17 protein-coding genes are annotated in these 18,124 nt (G+C 72.7%); 10 read left to right on the top strand and 7 right to left on the bottom strand.

All coding sequences use genetic code 11. The annotated features are described in order from the left end of the window. Complete coding sequence (iolC, locus tag GUY61_RS10670) at window positions 1-948, bottom strand: 5-dehydro-2-deoxygluconokinase (protein WP_166629848.1); 948 nt, start codon at window positions 946-948, stop codon at window positions 1-3. Between the two features lie 261 nt (window positions 949-1,209). Here iolC and GUY61_RS10665 point away from each other — a divergent pair, with 261 nt between their 5' ends. The 6 genes from GUY61_RS10665 (at window position 1,210) to GUY61_RS10640 (ending at window position 7,418) form a co-directional block, all read left to right on the top strand. Then, window positions 1,210-2,229 carry a sugar ABC transporter substrate-binding protein gene (locus tag GUY61_RS10665; protein WP_166629847.1) on the top strand — a complete coding sequence of 340 codons (1,020 nt, stop codon included), beginning with the start codon at window positions 1,210-1,212 and terminating at the stop codon, window positions 2,227-2,229. 5 nt (window positions 2,230-2,234) lie between these two features. Further along, window positions 2,235-3,308, top strand: a complete 1,074-nt coding sequence (locus GUY61_RS10660) for an ABC transporter permease (RefSeq protein ID WP_166629846.1) — start codon at window positions 2,235-2,237, stop codon at window positions 3,306-3,308. Between the two features lie 5 nt (window positions 3,309-3,313). After that, entirely contained in the window at window positions 3,314-4,231 is a 918-nt protein-coding gene (locus GUY61_RS10655) for an ATP-binding cassette domain-containing protein (protein ID WP_166629845.1), read from the top strand. Window positions 4,232-4,416: 185 nt separating this feature from the next. Continuing rightward, entirely contained in the window at window positions 4,417-5,337 is a 921-nt protein-coding gene (locus GUY61_RS10650; protein ID WP_166629844.1) for a sugar phosphate isomerase/epimerase, read from the top strand. Between the two features lie 24 nt (window positions 5,338-5,361). Continuing rightward, entirely contained in the window at window positions 5,362-6,384 is a 1,023-nt protein-coding gene (locus tag GUY61_RS10645; RefSeq protein ID WP_166629843.1) for a Gfo/Idh/MocA family protein, read from the top strand. Between the two features lie 290 nt (window positions 6,385-6,674). Further along, a complete protein-coding gene (locus tag GUY61_RS10640; RefSeq protein ID WP_166629842.1) occupies window positions 6,675-7,418 on the top strand; it encodes a class I SAM-dependent methyltransferase in 744 nt (247 codons plus the stop codon). A 23-nt stretch (window positions 7,419-7,441) separates the two neighbouring features. Here GUY61_RS10640 and GUY61_RS10635 read toward each other — a convergent pair whose 3' ends face one another. Both GUY61_RS10635 and GUY61_RS10630 read right to left on the bottom strand, forming a co-directional pair. Continuing rightward, complete coding sequence (locus tag GUY61_RS10635) at window positions 7,442-8,662, bottom strand: Gfo/Idh/MocA family protein (protein WP_166629841.1); 1,221 nt, start codon at window positions 8,660-8,662, stop codon at window positions 7,442-7,444. 428 nt (window positions 8,663-9,090) lie between these two features. Beyond that, complete coding sequence (locus GUY61_RS10630) at window positions 9,091-9,564, bottom strand: DUF742 domain-containing protein (RefSeq protein ID WP_243766346.1); 474 nt, start codon at window positions 9,562-9,564, stop codon at window positions 9,091-9,093. A gap of 250 nt (window positions 9,565-9,814) precedes the next feature. Here GUY61_RS10630 and GUY61_RS10625 point away from each other — a divergent pair, with 250 nt between their 5' ends. Together GUY61_RS10625 and GUY61_RS10620 are read left to right on the top strand one after the other, a co-directional pair. Then, window positions 9,815-10,414, top strand: coding sequence for a class I SAM-dependent methyltransferase (locus tag GUY61_RS10625; RefSeq protein ID WP_166629840.1), 600 nt, complete (start codon window positions 9,815-9,817; stop codon window positions 10,412-10,414). A 313-nt stretch (window positions 10,415-10,727) separates the two neighbouring features. Then, window positions 10,728-11,633 (top strand): hypothetical protein, encoded by a 906-nt coding sequence (locus GUY61_RS10620; protein ID WP_166629839.1) that lies wholly within the window; start codon window positions 10,728-10,730, stop codon window positions 11,631-11,633. 59 nt (window positions 11,634-11,692) lie between these two features. On the opposite strand, the gene GUY61_RS10615 is transcribed toward GUY61_RS10620, so the two are convergent. Together GUY61_RS10615 and GUY61_RS10610 are read right to left on the bottom strand one after the other, a co-directional pair. Then, window positions 11,693-12,235 (bottom strand): MOSC domain-containing protein, encoded by a 543-nt coding sequence (locus tag GUY61_RS10615; RefSeq protein ID WP_166629838.1) that lies wholly within the window; start codon window positions 12,233-12,235, stop codon window positions 11,693-11,695. 75 nt (window positions 12,236-12,310) lie between these two features. Continuing rightward, entirely contained in the window at window positions 12,311-12,493 is a 183-nt protein-coding gene (locus GUY61_RS10610; protein WP_166629837.1) for a hypothetical protein, read from the bottom strand. Between the two features lie 264 nt (window positions 12,494-12,757). Here GUY61_RS10610 and GUY61_RS10605 point away from each other — a divergent pair, with 264 nt between their 5' ends. Continuing rightward, window positions 12,758-15,751: a DEAD/DEAH box helicase gene (locus GUY61_RS10605; RefSeq protein ID WP_166629836.1), complete on the top strand. Its 2,994-nt coding sequence runs from the start codon at window positions 12,758-12,760 to the stop codon at window positions 15,749-15,751. Beyond that, complete coding sequence (locus tag GUY61_RS10600) at window positions 15,748-17,061, top strand: SWF or SNF family helicase (protein WP_166629835.1); 1,314 nt, start codon at window positions 15,748-15,750, stop codon at window positions 17,059-17,061. The genes GUY61_RS10605 and GUY61_RS10600 overlap by 4 nt, the downstream gene beginning before the upstream one ends. 73 nt (window positions 17,062-17,134) lie before the next feature. Here GUY61_RS10600 and GUY61_RS10595 read toward each other — a convergent pair whose 3' ends face one another. Both GUY61_RS10595 and GUY61_RS10590 read right to left on the bottom strand, forming a co-directional pair. After that, entirely contained in the window at window positions 17,135-17,641 is a 507-nt protein-coding gene (locus tag GUY61_RS10595; RefSeq protein WP_166629834.1) for a methylated-DNA--[protein]-cysteine S-methyltransferase, read from the bottom strand. Window positions 17,642-17,792: 151 nt separating this feature from the next. Then, window positions 17,793-18,124 (bottom strand): hypothetical protein (locus tag GUY61_RS10590; RefSeq protein ID WP_313896609.1); only part of this gene is annotated, 332 nt, incomplete at its 5' end.

Raw genomic sequence — 18,124 nt, 5'->3', positions numbered from 1 at the left:
TCAGCCGCGTTCGAGGAGGTCTTCGACCTCGGACTCGGTGGGCATCGCGGAGGAGCAGGCGAGGCGGGAGGCGACCAGGGCGCCGGCCGCGTTGGCGTGCCGCATGGTCTTCTCCAGGTCCCAGCCTGCGAGCAGGCCGTGGCAGAGCGAGCCTCCGAAGGCGTCGCCCGCTCCGAGTCCGTTGACGACCTCCACGGGGACGGGCGGCACCTGGGCGACGGTGCCGTCCCGGTGCACGGCCAGTACACCCTCGGGGCCCTGTTTCACGACGGCCAGTTCCACTCCCGCGTCGAGCAGGGCCCGGGCGCAGGCGTGCGGTTCGCGTACGCCGGTGGCCACCTCGCACTCGTCGAGGTTGCCGACGGCCACGGTGGTGTGGCGCAGCGCCTCCGCGTAGTGCGCGCGGGCCTGGGCGGTGTCCTTCCAGAACATCGGCCGCCAGTCGAGGTCGAAGACGGTGATGCCGGCCCTGGCGCGCCCTTCGAGGGCGGCGAGGGTGGCGGCGCGGCTGGGTTCCTCGCTGAGTCCGGTGCCGGTGACCCAGAAGACGCGGGCGGCCCTTACGGCGTCGAGGTCGAGTTCCTCGGGCCGGATCTCCAGGTCGGGGGCCTTGGGGCGGCGGTAGAAGTAGAGCGGGAAGTCGTCCGGCGGGAAGATCTCGCAGAAGGTCACGGGGGTCGGGTACTCGCCGACCGGGGTGACCCAGCGGTCGTCGACGCCGAATTCCCTGAGTGCCTGGTGGAGGTAGGTCCCGAAGGGATCGTCGCCGGTGCGGGTGATGACCGCGGCGGAGCGGCCCAGACGCGCCGCGGCCACCGCGACGTTGGCCGCGGAGCCGCCGAGGAACTTTCCGAACGTTTCGACCCGCGACAGTGGCACGCCGGTCTGCAGGGGGTAGATATCGACCCCGATACGGCCCATGGTGATCAGGTCGAAAGACTCGGTCATGGTGCTCCTCAGGCAGGGACGGGGGTTCGGGAGGTGAGATCCGGCGCCTTCAGGTGTAGACCGCCCTCCGAACGCCTGTCAATAGTTTGTTCTGACATATGGACCTGCTTGTGAAATGATGTCCTAACAAAGTATTGACAGTGGGGTGCATCACGGGTTTGGATCCCGTCCCAACGAAACGGCCGTGTTACCGGCGCACGACTCGGGCCCGCCCCGGGCCCGCCGCCCTTTCCCTCTGTCGCTCAGTGAGGTGCTGGAAAGATGGACCGCACGTCTCGCCCCCGTTCCCGCAGATTCGCCCCCGCAGTGGCGGCGGCCGCCGCGACGGTGCTCTTCGCCGCAGGCTGCTCCAGCAGCTCCGGCGGCAAGAAGGCCGAAGAGGACGGAGGCGGCGCCTCGGCCGGCAAGGCCGACACCGAGCGCATCAAGGTCGCCATGATCACCCACGCGGCTCCCGGGGACACGTTCTGGGACCTCATCCGCAAGGGCGCCGAGGCCGCCGCGGCCAAGGACAACATCGAACTGGTCTACTCCAACGACCCCAACGCGGGCAACCAGGCCAACCTGGTGCAGAACGCCATCGACCAGAAGGTCGACGGCATAGCCGTCACCCTGTCCAAGCCGGACGCCATGGCCGACGCCGTCAAGAAGGCCGTGGACGCCGGCATACCCGTCGTGGCCTTCAACGGCGGCCTGGACAACTGGAAGGACATGGACATCCTGTCCTTCTTCGGCCAGGACGAGGCCGTGGCCGGTGAGGCACTCGGGGAGAAGCTCAACGACCTCGGCGCCAAGAACACCCTCTGCGTCATCCATGAGCAGGGCCACGTGGGCCTGGAGGCGCGCTGCGCCGGTGTGAAGAAGACGTTCAAGGGAAAGACGACCAACCTGTACGTCAACGGCACGGACATGCCGTCCGTGAAGTCGACGATCACCGCCAAGCTCAAGCAGGACTCCGCGGTCGACCACGTCGTCACCCTCGGCGCCCCCTTCGCGCTGACCGCCGTCCAGTCGGCCGCCGACGCGGGAGGCAAGGCGAAGATCGCGACCTTCGACCTCAACAAGGACCTGGTCGGCGCCGTCAAGAGCGGCGACGTCCAGTTCGCCGTCGACCAGCAGCCCTACCTCCAGGGCTACCTCGCGGTCGACTCCCTGTGGCTCTACAAGTTCAACGGCAACTTCAGCGGCGGCGGCGTCGAACCGGTCCTCACCGGCCCGGCCTTCGTCGACAAGGACAACGTCGGCCAGATCGCCAGGTTCGCCGAGAAGGGCACGCGGTGACCCCCATGTCCCACGCAACGGCACCGGCGGCGAGCTCCTCGCCGCCGGCCTCGCCGGCCACCCCGAAGGACGGCCGCACCGCCGAGCGCTCCCTCGCCCGGCGGATGCTGGCCCGCCCCGAGACCGGCGCGCTCATAGCCGCCATAGGGGTGTACCTCTTCTTCTTCGCGGTGGCCCCCTCCTTCCGCGAGGCGAGCTCGCTCGCCACCGTGCTGTACCAGGCGTCGGTCATGGGCATCATGGCGCTGCCCGTGGCCCTGCTGATGATCGGCGGTGAGTTCGACCTGTCGGCCGGTGTGGCCGTCACGTCCTCCGCGCTCACCGCCAGCATCCTGAGCTTCCAGCTCAGTCTGAACGTGTGGACCGGCGTGCTCGTCGCCCTGGTGGTCTCACTCGCGGTCGGCGCCTTCAACGGGTACATGCTGATCAAGACGGGACTGCCGAGCTTCCTGATCACCCTCGGCACCTTCCTGATGCTCCAGGGCGCCAACCTCGCCGTCACCAAGATCTTCACCGAGAACGTCGCCACCGACTCGATCAGCGACATGGACGGCTTCGACCAGGCCAAGTCGGTCTTCGCCTCGGAGATCGGCATCGGCGGGGTGAATGTGAAGATCACGGTCTTCTACTGGCTGGCCTTCGCCGCCATCGCCACCTGGCTGCTGCTGCGCACCAGATTCGGCAACTGGATCTTCGCGATAGGCGGCAGCAAGGACAGCGCCCGCGCCGTCGGCGTGCCGGTCGACTTCGCCAAGATCGCGCTGTTCATGGGCGTCGGCGCCGGTGCCTGGTTCGTCGGGATGCACCTGCTGTTCTCGTTCAACACGGTGCAGTCCGGCGAAGGTGTCGGCAACGAGTTCCTGTACATCATCGCGGCCGTGATCGGCGGCTGCCTGCTCACCGGCGGCTACGGCTCCGCGGTCGGCCCGGTCATCGGCGCCTTCATCTTCGGCATGGTCTCGCAGGGCATCGTCTACGCCAACTGGAACCCGGACTGGTTCAAGTTCTTCCTCGGCCTGATGCTCCTCGTCGCCACACTCGTCAATCTGTGGGTCCGCCGCCAGGCGACCCGGAGGTGAACCCCATGACCAGCAACGGAAAGACACCCACGGGCGGGGCCCCCGGGACCTCCGCGGACACCGCGGACGCCACGCCCCTCGTCGAACTGCGGGGCGCCGGGAAGTCGTACGGCAACGTCCGTGCCCTGCACGGGGTCGACCTGACCGTCAGGCCGGGCCGGGTGACCTGTGTCCTCGGTGACAACGGCGCCGGCAAGTCCACCCTCATCAAGATCGTATCCGGGCTCCACCAGCACACCGAGGGTGAGTTCCTCATCGACGGGGAGGCGGTGCGGCTCACCAGTCCGCGCGAGGCCCTGGACCGCGGAATCGCCACCGTCTACCAGGACCTCGCCACCGTGCCGCTGATGCCGGTGTGGCGGAACTTCTTCCTCGGTTCCGAGATGACCAAGGGCCCCTGGCCGGTGCGCCGGCTGGACATCGCCCGCATGAAGAAGACCGCGGACGACGAACTGCGGGCCATGGGCATCGTCCTGGACGACCTGGAGCAGCCCATAGGCACCCTGTCCGGCGGCCAGCGCCAGTCGGTGGCCATCGCCCGCGCCGTGTACTTCGGTGCCCGCGTGCTGATCCTGGACGAGCCGACAGCCGCCCTGGGCGTCAAACAGTCCGGGGTGGTGCTGAAGTACATCGCGGCGGCCCGCGACCGGGGTCTCGGCGTCATCTTCATCACGCACAACCCTCACCACGCCTACATGGTGGGCGACCACTTCTCCGTACTGCGGCTCGGCACCCTGGAACTGAGCGCCGCGCGCAGCGAGGTCAGCCTCGAGGAGCTCACCAACCACATGGCCGGCGGCGCCGAACTGGCGGCCCTCAAGCACGAGCTGGCCCAGGTCCGCGGCGTCGACGTCCACGAACTCCCGGAGGAGTCCGACCTCAGGGCTCCCGCCCCGGCCGGAACGTCCGACAAGTCGCTCTAGCCGGCCCACGCCCTTCGTCTCCTCTCGTCTCCTCTCGTCTCCTCTCGTCTCCTCTCGTCTCCTCCTTCCCGCTCCTGCCGTTCCGTTCCTTCTCGTTCCTCCCTCTGCCTCCTCCCCCGCCCGCCGCCTCCTGAGCGGCCACTCCCGAGCCTCCCGGGAGCCCGATGGGTGAAAGGACTGCCCCGATGACTGCCGACAGCTCCGCCCGTCCCGTCCTGGACAGGATCCGGGTCGGGTCCGCCCCGGACTCGTGGGGTGTGTGGTTCCCCGACGACCCCCAACAGGTGCCCTGGGAGAGGTTCCTCGACGAGGTCCACGAAGCCGGCTACGGATGGATCGAGCTGGGCCCCTACGGCTACCTGCCGACCGACCCCGCCCGTCTCACCGACGAGGTGCAGCGGCGCGGCCTGAAGGTCTCGGCCGGCACCGTCTTCACCGCCCTGCACCGGGGCCCGTCGGTGTGGGACTCCACGTGGGAGCACGTCGCCCAGGTCGCCGAGCTCACCCGGGCCATGGGGGCCGGGCACCTGGTGGTCATCCCCTCCTTCTGGCGGGACGACAGGACGGCCGAGATCATCGAGCCGCCGGAGCTGACCGGTGAGCAGTGGGCGCACCTGACCAAGGGCATGGAGCGGCTCGGCCACGAGGTGCGGGAGCGTTTCGGACTGGACATCGTCGTCCACCCGCACGCCGACACCCACATCGACACCGAGGAGCACGTCGAGCACTTCCTCGACTCGACCGACTCCGACCTGGTCAACCTGTGCCTGGACACCGGGCACTACGCCTACTGCGGCGGGGACAGCGTCAAGCTCATCGAGGACTTCGGCGAGCGCATCGGCTACCTCCATCTCAAGCAGGTCGACCCGGAGATCCTCGCCGACGTCGTCAGGAACGAGATCCCCTTCGGGCCCGCCGTGCGGCGCGGGGTGATGTGCGAGCCGCCGGCCGGGGTGCCCGAGCTGGAGCCGGTGCTGGCCGCCGCGCAGCGCCTCGGCGTGGACCTCTTCGCCATCGTCGAGCAGGACATGTACCCGTGCCCGCCCGACAAGCCACTGCCCATCGCCGTACGCACCCGCAAGTTCCTCCGCTCCTGCGGTGCCTGACCCTCCGAAGGGACGAACACGATCATGACTGAGCGCGGGACGCTCGGCGTCGCCGTCATCGGCACCGGCCGGATGGGCGCCGACCACGTGCGCCGCATCAACGACGTCATCAGCGGGGCACGAGTGGCCGCCGTCGTGGACATCGACGCGGACCGGGTCAAGGCGATCGCGGACGGTGTCGACGCCTGCACCCCGTACACCGACCCGGCCGCCGCGATGGCCGCCGCGGACGTCGGCGCCGTACTCATCGCCTCCCCGGGGCCGGCCCATGAGGCTGCACTGCTCACCGCCTTCGAGCGCGGGCTGCCGGTGCTGTGCGAGAAGCCGCTCACGCCTGACGCGGCGTCCGCGCTGCGGGTGCTGCGGGCCGAGGAGAAGCTGGGGCGCCGGCTGGTGCAGGTCGGGTTCATGCGGCGGTACGACGCGGAGTACCTGAAACTCAAGGCGCTGCTTGACGACGGGCGGCTGGGCCGGACTCTGATGCTCCACAACCGGCACCGCAACGCGAGTGTTCCGCCGTACTTCACCAACGCCAATCTCATCAACGACTCGGTCGTGCACGAGATGGACGTGACCCGCTGGCTGCTGGACCAGGAGATCACCGCGGTCACGGTGCTGCGCCCGGCCCGGTCCTCCAACGCCCCCGAGGGCCTGGACGACCCGCAGTTCGTGATCTTCGAGACGGACGGCGGCGCGCTCGTCGACGTGGAGATCAACGTCACCTGCGGCTTCGGCTACCAGGTGCAGGCCGAGGCGGTGTGCGAGAACGGCACCGCGCGGATCGGTGAGGCACACGGCATGCTCGTCAACTCCGCCGGGCACTGGGGCGGTTCGATCGCCCCGGACTTCGTGGAGCGCTTCGAGGACGCCTACGACCGCGAGGTGCAGGCCTGGGTGGACGCCACCCGGCGCGGCGAGGTCACCGGACCGAGCTGCTGGGACGGCTACGCCGCGGCGGCGGTCTGCGAGGCGGGCGTCCTGGCACAGGCCGAGGGCGGCCGGCGCGTCGAGGTCCGGCTCGTCGAGCGCCCGGCGCTGTACCGCTGATGCACGGACCGACGGCCGGGCGGCGCTCCCGGATGAGGCGGTCTCCCGGGTGAGGCGGTCTCCCGGCCTTCGGCGACGCAGTAGAAGAACCCGGCCCGGCACCGCCCGGAAAGCCCCCGTGACGGCCCGCTGCGGGGGATGCGGCGATGTCGCGGGCCGGCCCCTGGCAGTGCTCCCTCCCCTCGTCCCGCCCGGCTCTCACACGCCCCGCCACGGCCGCCGCACACCCTGTCTGAGCTGTCCTTTCACCCTGTACGGCCCTACGATTTCCCGGTAGGGAAGGGGGCCGGATGGACCGGGACATACGCACGGTGGACGATGTACTCAGGCTCATGGACGGGCTGTTCGCGCCGGAGGCCGACCGGTGGACGGCCGACGGGGCCGACTGGTGGGACGGTTTCTACGCGGACCGGTCCAGGCAGGTGCCGTTCTTCGTGGCGAAGCCGGACGAGAATCTGGTGTCCTGCACCGAGCGCGGCCTGCTCACCGCGGGCCGTGCCCTCGAACTGGGCTGCGGCCCGGGACGCAACGCGCTCCATCTGGCCCGGCTGGGCTTCGAGGTGGACGCGGTCGACCTGTCCGCGACCGCTCTCGCCTGGGCCGGGGAACGCGCCCGGGAGGCCGGGGCAGAGGGCCGGATCAGGTTCCACCACGAGGACATCTTCGCCCTCTCGGTCGCCGCGCTGGGCGGCCCCTACGACCTGGTCTACGACTCGGGCTGCTTCCACCATCTGCCGCCGCACCGCCGCGTCAGCTATCTCGCTCTCCTCGAATCGGCCCTTGTCCCCGGCGGCCACTTCGCCCTGACCTGCTTCGCGGCTGGCCAAATGGGCTCCGAACTGTCCGACGCGGACTTCTACCGGGACTCCCGGCTCCACGGGGGCCTCGCCTACACCGCCGAGTCCCTGCGCTGGATCTTCTCCGACCTCGCGCCGGTGGAACTGCGCCGGATGCGCGACGAGCCGCCCGAGTCCCCCTGCTTCGGCGAATCCTTCCTCTGGGCGGGGCTGTTCCGGCGCGAGGCCAGGGCGTAGCCGCTCCCGGCCCTGTCCCTGTTTCACCGTTCGTCGTTGCTCGCTCCGGCTCCGCTCGGCACGGTGACCCATTCCCCGGTCTCCGCCGAGCGGGACATGGCGTCCAGGGCGCACGCGCTGCGCACCGCGTCGTCGACCGTGGCCCCGTGGGGAACGCCCTCGGCGATGGAGCGCAGGAAGCGGTACGCCTCGACGACCTTGAGGTCGTCGTAGCTCATGCCGTTCGCGGCGCCCGGCTGGAAGGCACCGTACTCGCCGTCACCGGGGCCGGCGTGGAGCCTGCTGACCGGCTGGTCCTGGTAGGCGGTGCCGCGGCTGACGCCGAGTTCGTTCATCCGGCGGAAGTCCCAGAACACGGCGCCCTTGGTGCCGTGGATCTCGAAGCCGTAGTTGTTCTGCTCGCCGACCGAGACCCGACACGCCTCCAGGACGCCGCGCGCGCCGGAGGAGAACCGCAGCAGGCAGGAGACGTAGTCCTCGTTCTCCACGATGCCCGCTTCGTCGCCGGCCGAGCGCGTGTGGCCGACGGTGGCGCCGGTGGGGCGGGCACGCTCGGGCACGAAGACAGCCGTGTCGGCGACCAGGGACACGATGTCGCCGAGAAGGAAGCGGGCCAGGTCCGCGCCGTGCGAGGCAAGGTCGCCCAGCACGCCGCTGCCGCCGCGTTCGCGTTCGTAGCGCCAGGTGAGGGCGCCCTCGGGGTGGGCGGCGTAGTCGCTGAAGAGGCGGACGCGCGCATGGGTGACGGTGCCGATGCCGCCGGAGGCGATCAGTTCGCGGGCTGTCTCCACCGCCGGGACATTGCGGTAGTTGAAGCCGACCGCGCTGCGCACGCCGGCCCCGGCGACCGCCGCGGCGACGGCCCGGGCGTCCGCAGCGGTGAGACCGACGGGCTTTTCGATCCAGATGTGCTTGCCCGCCTCGGCCATCGCGACGCCGATCTCGCGGTGCAGGAAGTTGGGGGCGGTGACGCTGACGGCGTGCACCCGCGGGTCGGCGGCGATCTCGCGCCAGTCGGCCGCCGTCGCGGCGAATCCGTAGCGATCGGCGGCCTCCTCGGCGCGACCCGGCACCTCCTCGGCGACCGCGACGAGCTCGGGACGGACCGGCAATCGCGGGAAGTGGTGCAGAACGCGGGCGTAGGCCTGGGTATGGACCCTGCCCATCCAGCCGAAGCCGACGACCGCCACCCCGAGCGGGCGGCGCTCGCCGACAGCGGCCCGCGTGCTCTGTTCGACACTCATGGCTTCCAGCCCTTCTTTGGACCGGTCCAGAACTCCTTCAGTATCCACCAGTTGCGGCACCTGGCTGAGGACACGTCGACAACGGGAGCCACGAGGTGGGACGGCGGGCCGCCCGGTGCCTGCTGGAACGGTTCACCGATCCGGGGCGGCCGGGCGGCACCCATCTCACCGTTCCGACCCTGAAGATCCGCGGCACGACGGCACGCCCGCGAGGGGACGGCCCGCGGGGACACGGCGTGCGGGGGGACGGCCCGAAGGGATACGGGCAGGGCGGACGGAGCGGCAGGTCCTGACGCCCGGGCGCGGGCCGGCAGTACGGGCCGGGCGGAACGAACGGGGTGGGGCTGTGACAGCATGCGTCCGCGCCGCACGGGGGTGTGCGGCCACGAAGGACCGGCGGGTCGGGCGCCGGACATCCGGCGGAGCGCTCAGAGCGCGCGCAGCCCCGCGATCACCTGCCGGAGGAGCTGTTCGTCCGGCAGTTGGGCGGGCGGCACCGGCCCGCTGATCCTGACCCAGCCGCGCTCCAGCAGATCCCCCAGCAGGACACGCACGACACCGACCGGCAGATCGGCGTGCGCCGCGAACTCGGCGACGGACCGGGTTCCGGCTCGGCACAGCCCGAGCAGGGCCCGGTGCTCCGGGCCGAGAGTGACTTCCTCGGCGGGGTCCGGCCCGTTGCCGTCGACGGAGACCAGGGTGATGAGGTCGAAGCGCACTCCGCTCGGGCCGGGCCTGGTGCGTCCGCCGGTCATGGCGTACGGGCGTACGAGCGGCCCCGCCTCGGCGTCGTGCGCGCGTCCGCCGTGCCGGTCGCGGCGGTGCCGGTCGCGGGCGGGCCGGTCCCGACCGGGCCTTCGTGCCGCAACGGCCCTGCCGCTCATGTCGGTCGTGTCGCTCATCCCGCCCATCCTGCTGATCCCGGGCGCCCGGGTCATCCGCCGTTCGGGGGGTGTCCGGGTGTTCCATGACCCAGGTGCGCCGGCCGCGCCGGGGGCGCACGCCGATCGGTTTCGCAAGCTGCCGGGACACGGCGGAGAAGCGTCCGCCCGCGATCGCCGCGATCGGCCGTCTTTTGCTCGGTACCCGGTTCACCCGCCGTCGGCGGAACCGGGCACGCGGGACGGGCCGGTGTCGCGGGATCATGGACGTATGACGGACGATCACACGCAGGTACAGGCGTTCTTCGGCTCGCGCGCGGCGGACTGGGACCGGCGCTTCCCCGACGACGGACCGGTGTACGCGGCCGCCGTGGCCGAACTGGGACTGCGGGCCGGTGACACCGTGCTGGACGCCGGCTGCGGGACCGGACGCGCACTGCCCGCCCTGCGCGAGGCGGTGGGTCCCGGCGGGACGGTGCTGGGGATCGACCTCACCCCCGAGATGCTCCAGGCGGCGGTAGGGGCGGGCCGGGACCGGTACGGGCGGCTGATCGAGGGCGATGTGACCGCGCTGCCGCTGCGCGACGCCTCGGTCGATCTCGTCTTCGGCGCCGGGCTGATCTCGCACCTGCCTCACCCGGAGGCGGACCTGCGGGAACTGGCGCGGGTGGTACGGCCGGGCGGACGGCTGGCGCTGTTCCACCCGGTGGGCAGGGCCGCCCTGGCCGCGCGCCAGGGCCGGCACATCTCGCCGGAGGACCTGAGGGCCGAGCCCAACCTCCGCCGGATCCTCGATGGTTCGGGCTGGCGGCTGGACTCGTACGTCGACGAGGACGCCCGCTACCTGGCGCTCGCGACCCGCCGGGGCTGAGCGGCGCCCTTCCGGGCGTGCCCGGCTGCCCGCGGGCTCCGCGCGACATCGGCGGCACGGAGTCCCCCGCCACCCGGCGGCGGGACTGCGGCCCACTGCCCGCGTGACCGGGGGATACGCCGGAGACACGCCGAGCCGTCCCTTCACGGGATTTCCGAGGACGCCCAGCACCGTTCGGAGCGCCCGGCTGAGCACGAATCCCGGCAACAGGACTCATTCCCACTCAGTCTCTAGGAACGGTCCTCTCGACGCACGGGTTACTCACTGGTTAGGGTGCGCCGACGAGCGATGAGGCAGGAATGGAGGGTGTGCGGTGGCCGGGACCGACGACGCCGACAGCGGCGACGCGCTGTTCGTACTGACCGCGGTGCTGCTGACGCCCGCGCAGTTCCCCAGCGTGCTGGGCGACGACTACCCCGAGGCCTGCGCCTCGCTGGGTCTGGAACCGTATGCCGAGGGCTACGGTCTCGTCTTCGGCCAGGACTCGGACGGCGCCCGCTGGACCGTGGCCGTCGACGACGTGTCCCTGGTCGCGGTCGCCATCGCCTCCTGGGACTGCGGCATGGAGTACGACCTGTCGCCCGACGAGCGTTCCGTGGTCGCCGCGCTGCCCGGCTGGCCGCTCGCCCTCGCGGTGTCCGCGCCCGGGGTGCCCGCCCCGCACGATCCTGATCCTGAGCCCGACGCCGAGGGCGTGGCTGCCGTGGCACTGAAACCGCCGGACGCCGGGGAGTGGGGACCGGCGCAGCGCCGTCTGGGTGCCGACGAGATCGCCCTGCAGTGGGCCGCCTGGCGGCAGCAGGTCGACGAGGAGATCATCTTCGAGGACGCCGGTGCGAGCACCGCCGGGGGCCCGGACGGCCCGGACGGAGCGGCAGCCGCCGACGGCGGTTCGGGCACCGGCTCCGGCACGGCCACGGCCACCGGCACGGGTTCCGAGGGGGGCGGCGGGCACCCCGGGTTGCGCCGCGTCCTCGCGGAGGCACGCGCCTATGTGGAGACCCCGCCGCCCGCCGGCCGGGTCCGCTCCTCCTTCGCGCCCGGCGACGCCCGTACGATCAGGGCCGACGGCCCCGGCTGGAGCCTGGTGGCCAGGACCGACGACATCGCTTTCGTGCTGCTGGACGAGGAACCGGGTGAAGTGCTGACCGTGGGCAGGGGCCCGGAGCTCCCGGGCCTCCTCGAAGCGCTGGAGAAGATGGCGGTACGGCCCTCCTAGCCGGGCCGCGCGACGGCGCGGGGCTCTTTCCGCGCTCGGGTCCGTCGGCTCGCCGTGCCTCAGACGCGTTCGAGCGGCTTGTGCGGTTCTTCGGGCAGGACGACCCGCACGGTGTCGCCGGGCCGGACGGCCCCGCCCTCGCGCACGATGCCCATGATCCCGGCCTTGCGCACCAGGGTGCCGTCCTCGGTGCGGAAGACGACCTGCTTCAGCAGCCCGTCCTGGAAGCGGTCGATCTGCGCGCAGGGGTTGCGCAACCCGGTCACCTCGACGACTGCCTCGTCCCCCAGGTGCAGCAGGGTGCCGGTCGGCAGGCCCAGCAGGTCGACTCCGGCCGTGGTGACGTTCTCGCCGAGTTGGCCGGGCCTCACCGTGAAACCCTCCTCGGCGACTTCCGTGAACAGTTCCTCGTGCATGAGGTGGACCTGGCGCAGATTGGGCTGCGTGGGGTCCTGTGCCACGCGCGAGCGGTGCTTGACCGTCACCCCGGCGTGCGCGTCCCCCTCCACGCCGAGCCCGGCGAGCAGCGTGATGCTGTCCCGGTTGGGCTTGGTGAAGGAGTACTCACCATTGCTGCTGACCGCCGTCACCCTGCCGCCCATACCCCGAATCCCCCTCCGCAGTACCGGTGTTCGATCACTGCCGACTCTACCCGGGGGCGCGGAAGGAGATCCCGGTCAGCGCCCTATCTCCCTGCGGTTGATCCGGCGCAGCCTGCGCCGCTGGGAAGGGTCCAGGAGCAGATAGGCGCCCACCGGCACCCCTACGAGGACGAGGAGTGCCGCCCAGAAGGGCAGGATCCACATGAGGACGATCCCTGCCGCCACTCCCCCGACGGCGATCTTCGCGTTCTTCGACATCTGTCGCCTCCTTGGCGGCCGCGCCGGGCAGCCGCTTCTGTCCTGACAACGGATGCGCGGCCGCTCCGGTTCCAGTGTGCGTCCGCGTCCTCCGGCCGGCTCGCGCCGCGCACGCGGGGCCCCGCACCGCACCCGGGAATCCTGTATCCTCGACGGCCTGGCACTAGTCAAACTTGAACAGTCTCCCGGCAATACCGGAGCGGAGTCCGCGGACCCTCGTCCGACGGCCCCGAGGAACCCGAGGAAGAGGACCACGCCATCGCTGTGCACCGGCTCCCCGTGCCCACGCCCGCCGAGATCCGGGAACTCGCCCACTGCTCCGCGGCCTTCCTGCCCGCGGACCCCGCCCGCAGCGGCCGGGTCGCCTTCTGGCGTCCGGACGGGCAGGAGCCCCCGGCCGCGCCGGGCTCGGTGGAGGAACTGACCGTCACGGCCCCGGACGGCCCGCGCGTCGTGCGCACGGCCGTCCGAGCCCTGCTGCTGCCCGTACGGGACGCGCTGCCCGTCCTCACCCGGTGCCGTACCACCCCGGGCGCCGATCCGTCGGCCGTCTTCTGGGGCGCGGCGGCCGTGCTGGCACTCCAGCTCGCGGCCCGAGGACGGCTGCTGCCCGGCCTCTCCGCCGGCGGTCACGACGCCTGGCGCGTCGGCCCGCTGACCACCGAGGACCTGGAGCGAGTGCGGGAGCTGGCCGCGGCGATGCCGCCGGCCGCGCACTGCGTGCCGCTCGACGGAATCGTCGGGGCCGGCCCGGGCCGCACCGGCCCAGGAGACGAGGCGGGCGGGGCCGGCGGGGCTTGGGAGACACGGGGGGTGAACGAGACCGGCGTGGCGCGGCGGGCCGCTGGAGCGGGAGCATCCGGCGCGCAGGCGGTGCTCCTGCCCGTCCCCGAACGGCAGCTGCGGGCGTTCCTCGACGCCGTCGCCGACGGTCTGCCGCGCACGTCGGCCGCCGCCGTCGCCGCCGGCGGCCCCGCCTTCGCGGCCCGCCCGCCCCGGAAGGCACCGGAGCTGCGGGCGTGGGCGGACGGCGTCGCCGCCGGCCAGGACGCGGGGGTACGGATCTCCCTGCGCGTGGAGCTGCCCGGCCTGCTCACGGCGGACGCGGAGCCCGTCTTCCGGGCCGTTCCGCAACTGCACAGCGTCAGCGACCCCGCGCGGGTCGCCGACGCGGCCGCGGTGTGGGCGGGCACCGCGCCCGGGTTCGGGCCCCGCGCCCGGGCGGACGCGCTGCTGGCGCTGCGCCGGGCCGCGCACGCCTGGACGCCTCTGGCCCCCCTGCTGTCCGCGTCCGTCCCGGACGCGGTCGAGCTCGCCGACGAGGAGGTCACCGAACTGCTCGGGCCCGCGGCGCGTGCGCTGGCCGCCACCGGCGTGCAGGTGCACTGGCCGAGGGAGCTGGCCCGCGGCCTCACTGCGCGGGCCGTGGTCGGTCCGCCGGACGACGCCGGGGACGCCGGGAGCGCGGGCCGGGAGTCCGGTCTGCCCGCCTTCATGTCCGCCGACGCGCTGTTCGCCTTCAACTGGTCGTTCGCACTGGGCGACCGCAGGCTGAGCCGCGCGGAACTGGACCGGCTCGCCGAGGCCTCCAGACCGGTCGTGCGGCTGCGCGACCAGTGGGTGCTGATCGACCCCGAGGAGGCGCGCCGCGCCCGGCAGCGCCAGGACCGCAAGCTCACCCCGGTCGACGCGCTGCGCGCGGTCCTGACCGGCTCCACGGAGGTCGACGGCGAGCGTGTCGAGGTGGCGGCGGGCGGCGCGCTGGAGCGGCTGCGCGAGCGGCTCGCCGAGCCGGAGGGCGGATCCCAGGAGGTGGCGCGGCCCGCCGCGCTGGCCGCGACGCTGCGCGACTACCAGCTGCGCGGTCTGAACTGGCTGCACCGCATGACCTCGCTGGGCCTGGGCTGCGTCCTCGCCGACGACATGGGCCTCGGCAAGACCGTCACGCTCATCGCCCTGCACCTCCACCGGCAGGCGGACCCGTCTGCGGCGGGACCGACGCTGGTCGTGTGCCCGACCTCCCTCATGGGCAACTGGCAGCGGGAGATCGAACGGTTCGCGCCCGGCACGCCCGTACGCCGCTTCCACGGCACCGCGCGGGATCTCACCCGCCTGGCCGACGGGGAGTTCGTCCTGACGACGTACGGGACGATGCGGCTGGACGCGGAGCGGCTCGCGGACGCCGGCTGGGGTCTGGTCGTCGCGGACGAGGCGCAGCACGTCAAGAACCCGTACTCGGCGACCGCCAGGCAGCTGCGCACGATCGTGGCCAGGGCGCGTGTGGCCCTGACCGGCACGCCGGTGGAGAACAACCTCTCCGAACTGTGGGCGATCCTCGACTGGGCGACGCCGGGGCTGCTCGGCAGGCTCGGCACCTTCCGCAGCCGCTACGCGCGGGCCGTCGAAGGCGGCCATGACCCGGCCGCCGCCGAGCGGCTGGCCCGGCTCGTACGGCCGTTCCTGCTGCGCCGCCGCAAGTCCGACCCCGGTATCGCGCCCGAACTCCCGCCGAAGACGGAGACGGACCGGGCGGTCCCGCTCACGCCGGAGCAGGCCGGTCTGTACGAGGCGGTGGTGCGCGAGACGCTGGCCGCGATCTCCGGCGCCGACGGCTTCGAGCGGCGCGGCCTGGTCGTCGGCCTGCTGACCTCGCTCAAGCAGATCTGCAATCACCCGGCCCAGTACCTGAAGGAGGACCGGCCGCGCATCGCGGGCCGCTCGGGGAAGCTGGAGCTGCTGGACGAACTCCTCGACACCATCCTCGCGGAGGAGGCGAGCGTGCTGGTCTTCACGCAGTACGTGCGGATGGCACGGCTCGTCGAGCGGCATCTCGCGGCGCGCGGGGTGCCCACGCAGTTCCTGCACGGCGGCACCCCGGTGGCGGACCGGGAAACGATGGTGCGCCGCTTCCAGGACGGTGAGGTCCCGGTGTTCCTGCTGTCGCTGAAAGCGGCCGGCACCGGGCTCAACCTCACCCGCGCCGGGCATGTCGTCCACTACGACCGCTGGTGGAACCCGGCCGTCGAGGCACAGGCCACCGATCGCGCGTACCGCATCGGCCAGACCCAGCCGGTGCAGGTCCACCGGCTGATCACCGAGGGCACGATCGAGGACCGGATCGCCGGGATGCTCGCCCGGAAGCAGGAGCTGGCCGACGCGGTGCTCGGCTCCGGCGCGGGCCCGGGCGAGGCGGCACTGACCGAACTGACCGACGCCGAGCTGGCGGATCTGGTGGAGCTGCGAGGGGGCGCGCGATGAGCGGCACGGCACACGGGGACGAGCGGACCTTCGCGGCACTGCCCCCGGTCCGGGGGCGGGGCTTCGCCGCCACCTGGTGGGGCAGGGCATGGCTGAAGGCCCTGGAGGACACCGCCCTCGACGGCGAACAGCTCAGGCTGGGAAGGCGGCTGGCGCGCGGCGGCGCCGTGGGGGCGGTGTCCGTGCGGCCGGGGCGGATCACCGCGGTGGTACGGGACCGGGACGGCACCGCGCACCGCGGCGACGTGCTGCTGCGGGAACTCGACGCCGGGGAGTGGGACCGGCTGCTGGGGACCGTCGCGGACCGCGCCGGGCACATCGCGGCGCTGCTCGACCGGGACATGCCCCCGCACCTGGTGGAGGACGCCGCCGCTGCGGGGGTGGAGCTCCTCCCGGGCATCGGTGATCTGGAGCCGGAGTGCGACTGCGGCGGGTGGGACCACTGCGGTCACACGGCGGCGCTCTGTTACCAGTTGGCCCAGCTGCTCGACCAGGATCCCTTCGTGCTGCTGCTCCTGCGCGGCCGTCAGGAGCGCGAGCTGCTCGACGAGCTCCAGGCACGCAGCGCCGCCGGGGCCGCGGCGGCGCGGAGGCTCGCGGCCGCGCCGGGTGATGCGGAGGCACGGGGTGATGCGGAGGCAGCGGCAGGGGTGCCGGCCGCCGAGGTCTTCGCGGCCGGGGACGTGCTGCCGCTGCCCCCTCCCCCGCCGCTGCCCGGACAGCCCGGCACTCCGCCGCTGTTCGCCTCGGACGCGGAACCGCCCGCGGGACTGGACGTCGCCGCGCTGGAGTTCCTGGCCGCCGACACCGCCGTGCGCGCTTACCGGATGCTGGCGGAGGCGCTGACCGACGGGCACGAACTGCAGGGGATGCCAGAGGATTTGACGGTGCATCAGGATGCGGCCAGGCTCGCGGCCGCCGGTCCGCAACCGCGGATCACGGCCCGTCTCGCCACGGGCACGGACCGCTCGGGCCCGGAACTGGCGCTCGCGGCCCGCGCCTGGGAGTGCGGCGGCCCGGCGTCCCTGGCCGTGCTGGAGGAGGAGTGGACCCCGGCGTCCGGCGCGCTGGCCCGCGCGCGTGCGGCGCTGGCCGCGGCCTGGGACGAGGAGAACCGGCCCCGGCTCCGGGCGAGGGCCAACCGGTGGACCGTGACGGACGGTCCGGCTCAGCTGCGTCTGGGCTGTGACGGCCGCTGGTGGCCCTACCGCAGGGAGCGGGGGCACTGGGTACCGGCAGGACCCCCGGGAGCGGATCCGGCCTCGGTGCTCGGGCCGCTGCTGGGCGGGGACTGGGCCGGCGTGGAGTGAACGGCGGCGCGACACCGCGGAGCGGCCGGCGGAACGCGCCGGCCGGCCGGCGGCCGGGGCCGGGCCGCCGCGGTCAGGCCGCCGGGGCCCCGCCTTCGAGGAGGAGCAGCCGCCGCTTGCGCTCCAGCCCGCCGGCGTACCCGGTCAGTGAACCGTCCGCGCCGATGACCCGGTGGCAGGGGCGGACGACCAGCAGCGGGTTGGCGCCGATGGCGGTGCCGACGGCACGGACGGCGGCTCGCGGGGCCCCGATCCGGGTCGCGAGCTCGCCGTAGCTGACGGTCTTGCCGTACGGGATGTCGTCCAGGGCCCCCCAGACCCGGCGCCGGAACTCGGTGCCGACGGTGACGTGTTCGATGTCGAAGCGGGTGAGATCACCCGCGAAGTAGGCGGCGAGCTGCGCCGCGACGGCGGTGAACGCCTCCGGGTCCCTGACCCAGCCGTCACCGACGGTGGCGCCGTGCTTCTGGCCGGGCACGGAGAGGGAGGCGAGGGCGGTACCGCCGGGTGCGGTGTCCGACCTCTCGCCGGCCAGCAGCAGTTCGCCCAGCGGGCTGTCGAGCGTGGTGTAGACCGTCATTGTCCCGGCCCTTTCTGGCTTTCTTGCTTCCATCGTCCCGGTTCGCCCGTCCAGTGTGCGGTTCTCCGGCGGCGGCTTCCGGCGGGATTCGGACACCGTGCTGGGTGTTCGCCGGTCTCGGGGTGCCGCCCGGGGGCCGGGCACGGATGGATCAGCGGTCGGCCCCGAGGTCGCCGGCGATGTCGCTGGGCAGGAGATCACTGGGGAGGTCGCTGGGCAGGAGATCGCTCGGCAGTTCGGTGGGGAGGTCACTGGGCAGCCGCGACGGTACCTCGCTCGGCAGTTCCGTCGGCAGGAGCGAGGAGATCTCGCCGGGCACGCTCGGCGAGGATGCGGGGGCGGACGGCTTCCCGTCCCCCGGCCCGTCGCCCTCGTCCGAGCCCATGAGCAGCACGACGGCGGCGAGCGCGCCGATGCCGATGACCTCGGCGAGCAGGAGCAGGAGCCGGTTGCGGCCCCCGGCGCCGGGCGGCTCCCCCTGCG

The organism is Streptomyces sp. GC420 (assembly GCF_009916105.1).
Taxonomy (GTDB): Bacteria; Actinomycetota; Actinomycetes; order Streptomycetales; family Streptomycetaceae; genus Streptomyces.
The sequence above is the reverse complement of the archived record's forward strand: the minus strand, read 5'-3'. Positions and strand labels throughout refer to the sequence as shown.